Raw genomic sequence first — 13,956 nt, 5'->3', positions numbered from 1 at the left:
CGCCCGCCGACGGGCGATCATGGTCGTGGGTCCGTGAATGATGACGTAGAGTTGGGTTCAACGACGCGGGGTGGAGCAGCTCGGTAGCTCGCTGGGCTCATAACCCAGAGGTCGCAGGTTCAAATCCTGTCCCCGCTACTCGAAACCAGAGGGGCCGACAGCATCTGTCGGCCCCTCTGTCGTGCTCTGCTCCAGACCGCCGGGCACCGGCATTTCGTCGGAACGTACGAGTGTGCCCGTTCGGCGGAGGCGAAGTGGTTGACGCCGACACAATCACCCCATGACGAAGATCGAAACAGTCGCGGAGCGCGTCGTGGCAGCCGCCCACGCCCGCGGCGGCTCGGGCCGGGTGCTGATCGCGGTCGACGGCATGGGCGGATCCGGCAAGTCGACCCTGGCCTCGGCCGTGGCCGGGCTCGCCGGTGCCGCGGTCGTGCACGGGGACGACTTCTACCGTCCGATGGACCCGGACGAACGCGCCGCGCTGACCCCCGCCCAGGGCTACGACCGCTACTTCGACTGGGAGCGGCTGCGCGACGAGGTCCTCACCCCGCTCGCCACCGGCCATCACGCGCACTACCGGCGCTACGACTGGCCGACCGGCTCCCTGGTGACCGACGAGCTGTGCGCCGTCACCTGCGACGGCATCGTCCTCGTCGAGGGCGTGTACACCGCCCGGCCCGAACTCGCCGACCACTACGACCTGGTCGTGTACGTCGACACCCCGGCGGACGAGTCCATGCGCCGGCTCCGGGCCAGGGGGGACGACCACGGCCCCCTCGACTGGGAGGCCCGCTGGCGCCTGGCCGAGGAGCACTACGTGAGCACGACCCGGCCCCGGGAGCGGGCGGACCTCGTGGTCCCCGGGCACTGACGGGGGCGATGCGCGCGGTCCGGGACCGCACGAAAAACACCGCCTCCGGTCGATGACCGGAGGCGGTGTTCACGGAGCGCCGGGCAGGCCTTGCACCTGCATTTCCCCGCAGGAAGCGGGGCGTCTTTCCTTGGACCACCAACGCCTGGCTCGTCACCGAGTACTCGGTGCGCGCTCTGTGATGAGCATATCAGCCGTTCAGTGGCTCCCCTGCCGGGTCCTGGTCACACCGCGTTGAGACCGTACGAGGTGAAGACGGAGCGTGCCCTGGCGACCTGGGCCGAGGTCGGGACCGGGGTGTCGGCGAGCGTGAACTCCAGGCCCAGTTCCTCCCACTTGGCCGTGCCGAGCTTGTGGAAGGGCAGGACGTCGACACGCGTCACGTTCCCGAGGGACCCCGCGAACGAGGCGACACCCGCCACGTTCTCCGTGGCGTCGGTCAGCCCCGGAACCAGGACGAAACGGACCCAGACCTCCTTGCGCAGCTCGGCCAGACGGCGGGCGAAGGCCAGGGTGGGCTCCAGCTGCCGCCCGGTGAGGCGCAGATACAGCTCGCGGTCCCAGGACTTGATGTCCAGCAGCACCAGGTCGACGTCCGCCAGCAGGGTGTCGGAGGCGCGGGCCCCGAGGAAGCCCGAGGTGTCCAGGGCGGTGTGCAGGCCCAGCTCCTCGTGGCAGAGCCGCAGGATCTCCCCCGTGAAGTCCGGTTGCAGCAGCGGTTCGCCGCCGCTGATGGTGAAGCCGCCGCCCGCGGCACGGATGAACGGGACGTACTTGTTCACCTCCTCGACGACCTTGTCGGCCGTCGTGCGTCTGCCGTTGCGCATGCGCAGGGTGTCGGGGTTGTGGCAGTACAGGCAGGCCAGCGGACAGCCGGCGACGAAGACGACGAAGCGCGTGCCGGGTCCGTCCACGCCGGTCGACAGGTCCCAGGAGTGCACGGAACCGCTGACCGGGCCGGTCCCGCGCAGCGTGGCCGCCTGTTCGGCGGGGGTGTCGGTGCTGACGGGGATGAGGGGCAGCAGCTCACCCGGCTGGATCAGGGACATGATCAATCCTTCCGGCCTCCCGGCCTCCTGACGTCCTCACGGTTCCCCGGGGGAGCGCGGCGGTCGCGCTCCCCCGGGGGACGAGCCCGGCTACAGCGACCCGTGGAAGGTACGGCTCAGGACGTCGAGCTGTTGCTCGCGCGTCAGCCGCACGAAGTTGACCGCGTAACCGCTGACCCGCACGGTCAGCTGCGGATAGTTCTCCGGATGATCCATCGCGTCGATCAGCGTGTCCCGGTTCAGCACGTTGACGTTCATGTGGAAGCCCTGACAGGTCACGAAGCCGTCCAGGACTCCCGCGAGGTTGCGGATCCGGTCCTCGGGGGTGCGCCCCAGCGCGTCGGGCGTGATCGTGTTCGTGAGCGAGACCCCGTCCTCCGCCTGCTCGTAGGGCAGTTTGGCCACCGACAGCGCGCTGGCGACGTACCCGTGGGTGTCACGCCCGTTCATCGGGTTGGCGCCCGGGGAGAACGGCTCGCCCGCCCGACGGCCGTCGGGCGTGTTGCCCGTCTTCTTGCCGTAGACCACGTTCGAGGTGATGGTGAGCACCGACTGGGTGTGCTCGGCGCCCCGGTAGGTGGGGTGCTTGCGCACCTTGCGCATGAACTCCTCGACCAGCCACACCGCGATCGAGTCGGCCCGCTCGTCGTTGTTGCCGTACGCCGGGAACTCGCCCTCGGTGCGGTAGTCGACGACCAGCCCGGTCTCGTCCCGCACGGGCGTCACTCGGGCGTGCTTGATCGCCGACAGGGAGTCCGCGGCGACCGAGAGACCGGCGATGCCGCACGCCATCGTGCGCCGGATGTCCCGGTCGTGCAGCGCCATCTCCAGTCGCTCGTAGGCGTACTTGTCGTGCATGTAGTGGATGACGTTGAGGGCGTGGACATAGGTCTCGGCCAGCCACTCCATCTGCCGGTCGAGGCGGGCCACCACCTCGTCGTAGTCCAGCGTCCCGGCCGTGATCGCCCCGGTCTCGGGACCGACCTGGGCGCCCGACTTCTCGTCCCGGCCGCCGTTGATGGCGTACAGCAGGGTCTTGGCGAGATTGACCCGGGCGCCGAAGAACTGCATCTGCTTGCCGACCTCCATCGCCGAGACACAGCAGGCGATCGCGGTGTCGTCGCCGAAGCGCGGACGCATCAGTTCGTCCGACTCGTACTGGAGGCTGGAGGTGTCGATCGAGACCTGCGCGCAGAACTCCTTGAAGCCCTGCGGCAGCGCCGGCGACCAGAACACCGTCATGTTCGGCTCGGGCGCGGGCCCCAGGTTGTACAGGGTCTGGAGATACCGGAAGGAGGTACGGGTGACCAGGGTGCGGCCGTCCGTGCCGATGCCGCCGATGGACTCCGTGACCCAGGTCGGGTCGCCCGAGAACAACTCGTCGTACTCCGGGGTGCGCAGGAACCGTACGATCCGGAGTTTGATGATGAAGTCGTCGACGATCTCCTGCGCCGCGCTCTCGTCGAGGAGCCCGGCGTCGATGTCCCGCTGGAGATAGGCGTCGATGAACGTGGACGTGCGGCCGAGCGACATCGCCGCGCCGTTCTGCTCCTTCACCGCCGCGAGGTAGGCGAAGTACAGCCACTGCACGGCCTCCCGGCCGGTGCTCGCCGGACCCGAGATGTCCGACCCGTAGGAGGCGGCCATCTCCTTCAGCTCGCCCAGCGCCCTGATCTGCTCGGAGATCTCCTCGCGTTCGCGGATCACCTCCTCCAGGCGCGTGGCCTCGCGGGGCATGGCGTCCAGATCGGCCTTCTCCTCCTGCTTGGCCTCGATCAGCCGGTCCACGCCGTACAGCGGGACCCGGCGGTAGTCGCCGATGATGCGGCCCCGGCCGTAGGCGTCGGGCAGGCCCGTGACGATGCCCGCCTTCCTGGCCGCGCGGATCTGCGGCGTGTAGGCGTCGAACACCCCGGCGTTGTGGGTCTTGCGGTACTGGGTGAACACCTTCTCCAGTTCCGGCGAGACCGGGTAGCCGTACGTCTGGAGCGCCCCCGCCACCATCCGCCAGCCGCCGTAGGGCATGATCGCCCGCTTCAGCGGGGCGTCGGTCTGGAGGCCGACGATCAGGTCGTTGTCGCGGTCGATCCACCCCGGCGGGTGGGCGGTGATGGTGGACGGGACGTCGTACGACACGTCCAGGACACCCTTGGCGCGCTCCTCGGGGAACAGATCGGTGATCTTCTTCCACACGGCCGTGGTGCGCTCGGTGGGACCGGCCAGGAAGGAGCTGTCGCCTTCGTACGGGGTGTAGTTCTGCTGGATGAAGTCCCGCACGTTGATCTCGTCCCGCCACAGACCTCCCCGGAAGCCGTCCCAGGCGCTGCGCACGGGCCGCTGCTGCTGCGTGGTCATCGGAGTACGACTCCTTCTCGGTCGGTCGATGGCGTGCCGTTCGTACGGGGGCTCACACCGGGTCGCCGTAGTAGGCGCGGCGCATGAGTTCCTGCATGTCGGCCAGCATCGGCAGCCGCGGGTTGGCGGGCGCGCACTGGTCCTCGTAGGCGTTCATCGCCTGCTCGGGCAGGGCGTCGAGGAACGCGGCCTCGTCGACCCCGGCGTCCTTGAACGACCTCGGGATGCCGACCTTCTCGCGCAGTTCCTCCAGGGCGTGGGCGAGGGACTCCACCCCCTCCTCCGGGGTGTCGGCGGGCAGGCCGAGCATCCGGGCGACGTCCTGGTAGCGCTCGGGGGCGATGTACTCGTGGTACTTCGGCCAGCTGGTGACCTTGGTCGGCGCCGATCCGTTGTAGCGGACCACGTGCGGCAGCAGGAGCGCGTTGGTGCGGCCGTGGGCGACGTGGAAGGTCGCGCCGAGGGTGTGCGCCATGGCGTGCACCACGCCGAGGAACGCCGACCCGAAGGCCATGCCGGCGATCGTGCCGGCGTTGTGCATCTTCTCCCGCGCCACGGGGTCGTCAGGACCGTTCAGCACGGCCTGTTCCAGGTTGCCGAAGATCAGCCGGATGCCCTGGAGCGCGAGGCCGTCGGTGAAGTCGTTGGCGTACACCGAGACATAGGTCTCCAGGCAGTGCGTGAGCGCGTCGAAGCCGGAGTCCGCGGTGATGTCCCTGGGCAGGTGCGTGGTGAGCGCCGGGTCGCAGATCGCGACGCTCGGGGTCAGCGCGTAGTCGGCCAGCGGGTACTTCTGCCCGGTCGCGGTGTCGGTGATAACGGCGAACGGCGTGACCTCGCTGCCGGTGCCCGAGGTGGTGGGGATGCACACCAGGTCGGCCTTCTGCCCCAGGTCGGGGAAGGTGAACGCCCGCTTGCGGATGTCAAAGAACTTCTCCTTCAGGTCCCCGAACTCGACCTCCGGGTGTTCGTACATCAGCCACATCACCTTGGCCGCGTCCATCGGTGAACCGCCGCCGAGGGCGATGATGGTGTCCGGCGCGAAGTGACGCATCATCTCGGCGCCCGCGCGCACGGTGTCGATGCTCGGGTTGGGTTCGACGTTGTCGATCACCCGGACCTCGGTGGGCGTGCTGCGGCGCCGCAGCACGGTGCGGATCCGCTCCAGGTGGCCGATCTCCACCATGGTCTTGTCGGTGACGACGACGACCCGGCTGCCGCGCCGCATGTCGGCGAGGTACTTGACGGAGTCGCGCTCGAAGTAGATCTTCGAGGGGATCTTGAACCACTGCATGTTGTTGTTCCGCCGCCCGATCCGCTTGATGTTGATCAGATTGAGCGCGGTGACGTTCCCGGAGACCGAGTTGCTGCCGTACGAACCGCAGCCGAGCGTCAGGGACGGCATGAACGCGTTGTAGACGTCACCGATCCCGCCCTGCGAGGTCGGCGCGTTCCAGATCACCCGGCAGGCCTTGACGGCGTGCCCGTACTCCTCGGCGAAGGCCGCGTCCTCGGTGTGCACGGCTGCCGAGTGGCCCAGACCGTTGAACTCCACCATCTCGGTCGCCAGCCGTACCCCGTCGGCCCGGCCGTCCACGGTCAGCACGGCCAGCACCGGACAGAGCTTCTCCCGGGTCAGCGGCTCGTCGACGCCGACCTCGGACACCTCGGCGAGGATCACCGAGGTGTCCTTGGGCACCTCGAAGCCCGCCCCCTCGGCGATCGCGACGGCGCTCTGCCCGACGATGTCCGCGTTCAACTGCGCGCCCGCGCAGTTCCGTCCGCCCTGCTCGTCCGCCGCGACGCCGAAGAGATACGCCTCCAGGAGCGCCTTCTCATGGTCGTTGACCGTGTACGCCTTGAGTTTGCGGAACTCGGAGATCGCCTCGTCGCGGATCTCCCGGTCCAGGATCACGGCCTGCTCCGAGGCGCACACCATGCCGTAGTCGTAGGTCTTGGACAGCACCACGTCGTTGACCGCACGCCGTATCTGGGCGCTCTTCTCGATGTACGCGGGTACGTTGCCGGCTCCGACGCCCAGCGCGGGCTTGCCGCAGCTGTAGGCGGCCCTGACCATCGCGTTGCCGCCCGTGGCCAGGATCGACGCGACTCCCGGGTGGTTCATCAGGGCGCTGGTGGCGTCCTTCGAGGGCCGCTCGATCCACTGCACGCAGTGGGCCGGGGCGCCCGCCCGCACGGCCGCGTCCCGGACGATCCGGGCGGCCTCGGCGGAGCAGTTCTGCGCGGCGGGGTGGAAGCCGAAGATGATCGGGTTGCGGGTCTTCAGCGCCATCAGGGCCTTGAAGATGGTGGTGGACGTGGGGTTGGTGACGGGAGTGACCCCGGCGAGCACCCCGACCGGCTCGGCGATCTCCACGATCCCGTCGATGTCGTCGCGGCGGATCACGCCGACGGTCTTCACGCCCTTCATCGAGTGGGTGATGTTCTCGCAGGCGAAGATGTTCTTGACGGCCTTGTCCTCGAAGACGCCGCGCCCGGTCTCCTCGACCGCCATCATGGCGAGCCGTGTGTGCTCGGCGAGCGCGGCCAGACTGGCCTTCTTCACTATGTGGTCGATCTGTTCCTGTGTGTAGTCGGCGTATTCCTCCAATGCCTCCAGGCCGCGCGCCACCAGTTCGTCGACATCCTGCTCCACCCCGGCGGACTGGGATCGAGGGGAGGGTGCGGCGGCTGCGCCGGTCCCGGAGGAGTGCTGGCCGTCCTTCTTTCGGCGGCTTGTCATCGGATCACCCTTCGGTCGAGGTGTGCCGAAACAGCCGGGCTCCAGCGGCTCCGGATTACTTCAAGCCTTGCACCGAGCGTCCGATCGTGCAGCCGGGCCGAGCCTCGCCTCCCGGGTGTGCGCCGCACGTCACGGACGGTGCCGACGGGGGCTCGTCCCGTCGGTGCTTGCGGTGACGGCGGGCGGCGGGGCAGGGTGCGGGGTGTGCCTACGCTGCTGATCGTCCATCACACGCCGTCGCCCAACTGCCAGGCCCTGTTCGAGGCCGTGCTCTCCGGGGCGACGGCGCCGGAGATCGAGGGCGTCCGGGTGGTGCGGCGGGCGGCGCTGGAGGCCACCGCCTCGGACGTGCTGGCCGCCGACGGCTACGTGCTCGGCACCCCGGCCAACCTCGGCTACATGTCCGGGGCGCTGAAGCACTTCTTCGACCAGGTCTACTACCCCTGCCTGGACACGACGGCCGGACGCCCGTTCGGCTACTACGTCCACGGCGGGAACGACGTCATGGGAGCCGTGCGCGGCATCGACTCCGTGACGACCGGCCTCGGTTGGCGCCGCGCGGCCGAGGCGGTGCGGGTGACCGGCGAGCCGGGCAAGAGCGACATCGAGGCGTGCTGGGAACTCGGCGCCGCCCTCGCGGCCCGACTGATGGACTGAGAAAGGCTGTTGAGGCGGGAACGGGCCTGCGCCGTCACCCGGTGACGGAGTCCGCCGGGGCGAAGGTGCGCGCGAGCTGCGCCGTCAGCTGTGCGGACGTCGGCGGGGAGAGCCGGGCGCCGATGTAGCCGTCGGGGCGGACCAGGAAGGCGACCGGTTCGTCGGAGACCCCGTAGAGGCGGGCGAATGCGCCGAGCGTGTCGACGTACACGGGCGGGAACGAGGTCTCCAGGGCGGTGCCGGAGGGCCGGATCACGCAGGTGCCGACCCGTCCCCCGGAGAACTCGGCGGCCGCTTCGGCGAGTTGACCGCCCCGCGCCTCGCCGTCCCCGTACACCAGCAGCGTGTGCCCGCGGTCGCGCAGGAGGTCGTACAGCCGCAGCGGGAAGGCCGCGATGTGCGCCGCGAGGCCGGCGCAGTCGGGCGCGCGGTCGCCCGGCTGGGGTCCGGGCCCCTCCGAGGCCGGGCCCACCAACGGGCTGCCGCGATAGCCGACGAGGAGCTGGGCCTCGCGCAGCAGGAGCGTCGCCGGGTCGGCGGGGTCGGCCTGAATACCCTGGGTCGCGTGGCGGACCGTGCGCTGGACGACCTCCTCGCCCACGGGCCTGCGCTCGGCGTCGTAGCTCCGCGCCAGACCGTCGTCGGCGCCGCCCTCGATGGCGAGGGCCAGCTTCCACGCCAGGTTCCAGGCGTCCTGGATGCCGGTGTTCATGCCCTGGGCGCCGGTCGGCGGGTGGATGTGCGCCGCGTCGCCCGCCACGAAGACCCGGCCGTCGCCGTAGCGGTCGACGATCCGGTGGCTGATGCGGAAGACCGATGACCAGCGCAGACGGGAGGCGGTCGTGGGCCGGGGGGACAGCCGGTCGATGACCGCCTGGATGTCGGCGAGCGCGGGCCCGTGGCCGGCCTCCAGACCGTGGACGACGCCGTCCCCCGGCTCACCCGGTCCGTCCCCTTTGCCCGCGGCGGAGAGTTCGGGCGGGACCGTCATCGACATGCGGTACCGGTTCGGGCCGGGCAGCGGGATGCACACCAGCAGGTCGTCCACGGCGCCGTCGGCGTTCTTGTGCATGGCGCGGACGCCGTAGCCGGGCGGCATGTCCCAGTCCACCTCGACGTCCCCGAGCATGTACTCCTCCGGGAACGCGCTCCCCTCGAAGGAAAGCCCCAACTGCTTGCGTACGAGGCTGTGCGCGCCGTCGCAGCCCACCAGATAGCGCGCCCTGACCTCTTCCTCGGCCCCGGACGCCGACCGCAGGGCGACCGTCACCCCGTCGGGGTCCTGGCCGAACGAGACCAGTTCCCTGCCCCGTTCGATCCCGGTCCCGAACCGCGCCAGATGCGCTTCGAGGATGCGCTCGGTCTCGTACTGCGGCAACGCGGCGAATCCGTACGGGACGTCGGGCGGCAGGACGAGGTCGATCCGGGCCTGCTCGGCGCCGTTGACGTAGGCCAGCTGCCCGTACATCGGCACGGCCGCCTCCAGCACCGTGCGGGTGAGCCCCATGTGGTCCCAGATCTCCAGCGTGCGCGGCTGGACGCCCACCGCCTTCGCGTACGGGAGCCGGGCCGGAAGGCGGTCCACGATCCGGCAGCGGACCCCGCGTCCGCGCAGTGCCGCCGCCGCGGTCAGACCCACCGGGCCCGCACCCGCCACCACGATATCGGTTCCGAAGGTGTGCGCCACGGAGCCTCCCTGTACGAGCCCCCTGGGTCGAGTCGATCTCTCCCATCGTGGCCCCGGGGCCACCCGCCTGCTACTCGGGCGTCAGCGGGGCGCGGCGGGCGGCGAACCGTCGGTGGGGAGCCGGTGATGGCCGTCCACGGGACGGTGGGGGAGGTGGAGGTGGTGTGCGCCGGTGCGCTCGATGATCAGGAAAGCGGCGTCGTCGCCCGGCAGGTCGCCGATGTGCCGGACGAGGTCGTCGTGGATCTGCCGCAGCAGGACGTCGGGGTTGGAGGCGCTGAAGCCGGCGACCCGCTCGGCCAGGGGATAGAAGGTGCCGTCGGGGGAGCGGGCCTCGATCACCCCGTCCGTGTACAGCAGCAGGAAGTCGCCGGGCTCGAAGGAGAACGGGTCGGTGCGGTGGCTGGAGGCGGGCAGCTCGCACATGCCCAGCGGGGGCACCGGGTGCCGTGCGTGCAGGACGCCGACCCGGCGATCCCGCAGGAGGAGGGGCGGCGGATGACCGCAGTTGATCATTTCGACCTGCGTGCCGTCGTCCGGGATGTCGAGGACCAGCGCCGTGACGAAGTGCTCGCCCGGATCGTGCTCGGTGTCGGCCACCTCGTCCAGGTCCCGGCACACGCTCACCTCCAGGACCGCCGTCAGTTCGGGCAGGGTGGCGTACCGGTGGGCGCCCTCGCGGAACGCGCCGAGGACCACCGAGGCCTCGCCGATGGCGGCGAGGCCCTTGCCCCGTACGTCCCCGATGATCACGCGGGTGGACGCCCCGGCGGCCCGGGTGACCGCGAACAGGTCACCGCCGATCTGGGTGTCGTCCTCGGCGGCCAGATACAGCCAGGCCACCCGCAGCGGGCCGATCCGGCGCGGTGGGGGCCGCAGCAGCACCCGTTGCGCGGTCTCGGCGATCGAGCGCGCCCGCACCAGCTCCCGGGCGCGCCGCTCCCGTACATGACACACGAACACCACCAGCGCGGTGAGTACGGCCAGGGCGATGAGCTGCGCGATGTGATTGGTGGTGCCGAGTCCGCCGTGCAGGACACCGATGATCATCTGGGCCGCGATGGCGAGCAGACCGACCAGCGCGGTCAGGGCGGGGCCGGCGAGCGAGGCCGTCAGGGTCGGGGCGATGACGAGCAGCGGGCCCAGGTGGACGTCGGTGGGGGAGCGGATGTCCACCACGGTGATCACGACGATCAGCGCGAGCGGGATCGCCACCAGACCGCGGCCCGACGGTTGCTCCACGAGACGGTCCACTGACATGCGCCGGATACCCACATGCCCCATTTTGTACCTGTTTCTGTGGCGACGGGGTTCCGCACGGTGTCCACCGTCGGCGAGTCCCGCGCCGGTGCCGGCGCTCGGTGCCCCCGGAATGACCTCCCGGGGGCACCGTCAGCGCGCCGTACCGGGCCGGCGAGCGGCGGGCGTCAGTTCCACAGCGGGTAGCTGACCTTCTGTGCGTAGCCGTCCGGGTGGTCGTGGGTGTAGATCAGCGTCATCCGCGTGTAGTGCTGGACCTGCGGCTGCTTCTTCCACTGCTGCGGCTGGTCCAGCACGACGACGACCGGGTACGAGTGGAACTTGCCGGCCGCGCAGTACGGCTTGCAGTCGTTCACCATGTTGACGCCCTCGGCGACGGCGGAACGCTGGTTCCAGTGCGACCAGTCGAGCGAGGTGAGACGGCTGTTGCCGTCGCCGCAGGCCAGGATGAAGTCGGCGGGGCGCACATCCGGGTGCCAGAGGCAGTCCACCAGTACGGGGGTCGTCTGCCGCTGCTTCACGGGGTGCGAGGAGGCGGGGGCTGCGGAAGCGGTACCCATCACCGCTGCGAGCGCCGCGGCCGCGAGAACGGTGAACGCGGTCCGGATCGAGTTTGTGCGCATATCAGCTCCGTGCGGGACGCTCTGTCATGGGGCCGTCAGCGTGTCGGCTCTGCCTCGACGCTACGGCCTCGGTGTGTGATGTACCACTCATACGGATTAACGATGCCATTTCGTGAGAACCGGCCGACAACGGCACGCGGAGTGACGTATCAGGACACAGCGCGATCTGTCGGAACGCAGGGTCGCGCGTCAGGACGCAGGGCGACGCTCCGGCGAGTGGAGCGACGCCCCGGCGCTCGGCGGCCGTCCCCGTCGGCGCCGTAGAATTCGTCCGTGATGAATAACCGGGGCGCGCAGCGCGGCCGCAGGCGGGGAAGCCCCGACACCCGGGCCGCCATCCTGGACGTCGCCCGGCGCCGCTTCCTGGAGGACGGCTATCACGCCGTGACCCTGCGTTCCGTCGCCGCGGAGGCCGAGGTCGACCTCGCCCTGATCAGCTATTACTTCGGCTCCAAGAAGGGGCTGTTCGGCGCCGCGCTGGCGCTGGGCGCCAACCCGGCCGAACTCCTCGCGCGGGCCGTCGAGGAGGGCGACCTCACCACGCTCCCCGAACGGGTCGTCCGCCAAGTGCTCGCCGTCTGGGACGACCCCGTGACCGGTCCGCCCCTGATCGCGATGCTGAAGACCGCGATCGACGACGACTCGCTCGGCTCGCTGGTGAAGGAGGCCGTCGAGCGCGAGATCGTCGAGCGGATCGCGGGCCTGGTGCCCGGACGGGACGCCCGGCAGCGGGCCGCCGCGTTCACCACCGTGGTCGCCGGACTGATCACCGGCCGCTATCTGCTCCGCCTGGAGCCGATCGTCTCCATGACGGACGACGACGTGGTCCGCCATGTGAGCCCGCATCTGCGGCTGGCCCTGCGCGGACCCGGACGGCCGGTGCGGACCACCCGGCCGATGGGGCGTACGGCACCGCGCCCCTGATCCGCCGGTCCGCTCCTTGCCGCCCGCGGGGCGGGCTGCCACGCGGCGGAACCCCGGTCGTGTGCCGCTGGCCCGCGCCACGTACCGAGGACCGGCGCCTCGCGCGGGCGAGGTGCCGGTCCGGGGTGTCGTGGCGCTCTTCAGCGGTACGAGGGCTGCTTCCGCGTGTCGGCCGCCTCCGGCACGTCCTGGTCCTCGGCGGGTGCCTCCGGCCGCGGGGCCGAACGCAGCAGGGCCGCGACGGCGACGGCGGCGAGTACGGCGGCCGAGGCCGCGCCGAGGAGCGCCAGGTGCATGCCGTCGACGAAGGCGGTCGTCGCCCGGCCGGAGACCGGGCCGCCGATGGCGTGGGCGGCGGCCAGGGAGGAGCGGGCCGCGTCCGCGACCTGCTGCGGCAGTCCGGGCAGACTCAGGTGGTCGCGGTAGGCGGCGCTCAGCAGGCTGCCGAGAACGGCGATCCCGAGGGCGCCGCCGAGTTCGCGCGCCAGGTCGTTCATGGCCGAACCGACGTTCTGGAGCGAGCGCGGCAGGGCGTCCGTGATGGCCGTCGTGGCCGGTGTCATGGCCAGACCCATCCCGGCGCCCAGCGGCACGAGACCGGCGGCGATCAGCCAGTACGGGCTCGACGCGTCGAGCCGCGAGAGGATCCCCATGCCCGCCGCGACACCGGCGAGACCGGCCACCCAGGGCCCGCGGAAGCCGAACCGGCCGACCAGCACGGGCGCGGCACGGGAGACCGGCACCATCGTGAGGGCCATGGGCAGCATGGAGGTGGCCGCCATCAAGGCGCTGTCGCCCCGCACCAGTTGCAGGTACTGCATCATGACGAAGACGAACCCGAAGAACACGAAGAACTGAAGCATGATCGACAGGGAGCCCGCGGAGAAGTGGCGGTTGCGGAACAGCCGGGGGTCGAGGAGCGGGTTCTCGCGGCGCAGTTCGAAGAGGACGAATCCCGTCAGGACGGCGAGTCCGAGACCGATGCCGGCGAGGGTGACCGGGTCGGCCCACCCGCGGGTCGGGGCCTCGATGACCGAGTAGACCAGGGTGACCAGACCCGCGACGGCGAGGAGCGCGCCGCCGACGTCGAGCCGCGGCTGCCGCGGTTCCGCCGACTCCGGCACGAACAGCAGCGTCCCGACGAGGGCGACCAGGGCCAGGGCGACGTTCAGCAGGAACACCGAGCGCCATGACCAGCCCTCCAGCAGGGCACCGGAGGCGAACAGGCCCACCAGGGCGCTGGCTCCGGCGACCGCCGCCCAGACGCTCACGGCCCGGGCCCGCTGGGCGCGCGGGAAGGTGCTGGTGATGGTCGACAGCGTGGCCGGCATGACCAGGGCCGCGCCGACCCCGAGGACGCCCCGCAGGGCGATCAGCGTGGAGGGCTCGGTGGTGAGCGCGGCGGCCGCGGATCCGGCGCCGAAGATCGTCAGGCCCGCGAGCAGGGCGCGCCTGCGGCCGAAGCGGTCACCCAGGGCGCCGGCCGGCAACAGCAGGGAGGCGAAGACCAGGCTGTAGGCGTCGATGACCCAGGACAGCTGGGTCTGCGTGGCGTGGGTCTCGCGGGCGAGATCGGGCAGCGCCACATTGAGCGACGCCATGGCGGCGACCACCGTGCCGAGTGCCAGGCAGGTGACCACCAGGACCAGGTTGTGACGTGCGGCCGGTACGGGACCGGCGGCGGGGGCGCGCGTGGAGGGCATGGGCTCCGTCCTTCGTCCGAGCGGTCCGGGAGGTTCCCGGTGCCTGGATCCAGAGTCGGGAGTCCGCCGTGTGACTTCCAT

At 70.8% G+C, this 13,956-nt stretch carries 10 protein-coding genes and 1 tRNA gene; 4 read left to right on the top strand and 7 right to left on the bottom strand.

The window, feature by feature from the left end; translation table 11 throughout:
- Nucleotides 1-64 precede the first annotated feature (64 nt).
- Nucleotides 65-138, top strand: a tRNA-Met gene (locus WJM95_RS00470).
- 142 nt (nucleotides 139-280) lie between these two features.
- Nucleotides 281-874 (top strand): hypothetical protein, encoded by a 594-nt coding sequence (locus WJM95_RS00465; RefSeq protein WP_339127400.1) that lies wholly within the window; start codon nucleotides 281-283, stop codon nucleotides 872-874.
- A 224-nt stretch (nucleotides 875-1,098) separates the two neighbouring features.
- On the opposite strand, the gene pflA is transcribed toward WJM95_RS00465, so the two are convergent.
- The 3 genes from pflA to adhE all read right to left on the bottom strand — a co-directional run bounded on the left by pflA (nucleotide 1,099) and on the right by adhE (nucleotide 7,021).
- Nucleotides 1,099-1,923, bottom strand: a complete 825-nt coding sequence (pflA, locus tag WJM95_RS00460; RefSeq protein ID WP_339127399.1) for a pyruvate formate-lyase-activating protein — start codon at nucleotides 1,921-1,923, stop codon at nucleotides 1,099-1,101.
- A gap of 90 nt (nucleotides 1,924-2,013) precedes the next feature.
- The gene (pflB, locus tag WJM95_RS00455; protein ID WP_339127398.1) at nucleotides 2,014-4,278 is read right to left on the bottom strand and encodes a formate C-acetyltransferase; all 2,265 of its coding nucleotides are present in this window, start codon (nucleotides 4,276-4,278) and stop codon (nucleotides 2,014-2,016) included.
- Nucleotides 4,279-4,330: 52 nt separating this feature from the next.
- A complete protein-coding gene (gene adhE / locus WJM95_RS00450; protein WP_339127396.1) occupies nucleotides 4,331-7,021 on the bottom strand; it encodes a bifunctional acetaldehyde-CoA/alcohol dehydrogenase in 2,691 nt (896 codons plus the stop codon).
- Nucleotides 7,022-7,225: 204 nt separating this feature from the next.
- On the opposite strand from adhE, the gene WJM95_RS00445 reads away from it, so the two are divergent.
- Entirely contained in the window at nucleotides 7,226-7,678 is a 453-nt protein-coding gene (locus WJM95_RS00445; protein ID WP_339127395.1) for an NAD(P)H-dependent oxidoreductase, read from the top strand.
- Between the two features lie 34 nt (nucleotides 7,679-7,712).
- Here the strand turns inward: WJM95_RS00445 and WJM95_RS00440 are convergent, their stop codons facing one another.
- The 3 genes from WJM95_RS00440 to WJM95_RS00430 form a co-directional block, all read right to left on the bottom strand.
- A complete protein-coding gene (locus WJM95_RS00440; RefSeq protein ID WP_339127394.1) occupies nucleotides 7,713-9,365 on the bottom strand; it encodes an FAD-dependent monooxygenase in 1,653 nt (550 codons plus the stop codon).
- An 81-nt stretch (nucleotides 9,366-9,446) separates the two neighbouring features.
- Nucleotides 9,447-10,625, bottom strand: coding sequence for a PP2C family protein-serine/threonine phosphatase (locus WJM95_RS00435; protein ID WP_339127393.1), 1,179 nt, complete (start codon nucleotides 10,623-10,625; stop codon nucleotides 9,447-9,449).
- Between the two features lie 167 nt (nucleotides 10,626-10,792).
- Nucleotides 10,793-11,248, bottom strand: coding sequence for a hypothetical protein (locus WJM95_RS00430; protein WP_339127392.1), 456 nt, complete (start codon nucleotides 11,246-11,248; stop codon nucleotides 10,793-10,795).
- A gap of 276 nt (nucleotides 11,249-11,524) precedes the next feature.
- Here WJM95_RS00430 and WJM95_RS00425 point away from each other — a divergent pair, with 276 nt between their 5' ends.
- The gene (locus WJM95_RS00425; protein ID WP_339135266.1) at nucleotides 11,525-12,172 is read left to right on the top strand and encodes a TetR family transcriptional regulator; all 648 of its coding nucleotides are present in this window, start codon (nucleotides 11,525-11,527) and stop codon (nucleotides 12,170-12,172) included.
- 140 nt (nucleotides 12,173-12,312) lie between these two features.
- On the opposite strand, the gene WJM95_RS00420 is transcribed toward WJM95_RS00425, so the two are convergent.
- The gene (locus WJM95_RS00420) at nucleotides 12,313-13,875 is read right to left on the bottom strand and encodes an MFS transporter (protein ID WP_339127391.1); all 1,563 of its coding nucleotides are present in this window, start codon (nucleotides 13,873-13,875) and stop codon (nucleotides 12,313-12,315) included.
- Between the last annotated feature and the right edge of the window lie 81 nt (nucleotides 13,876-13,956).

Origin of the sequence: Streptomyces sp. f51, assembly GCF_037940415.1 — a bacterium.
Classification (GTDB): domain Bacteria; phylum Actinomycetota; class Actinomycetes; order Streptomycetales; family Streptomycetaceae; genus Streptomyces.
This window is presented reverse-complemented; position numbering and strand designations above follow the sequence as displayed.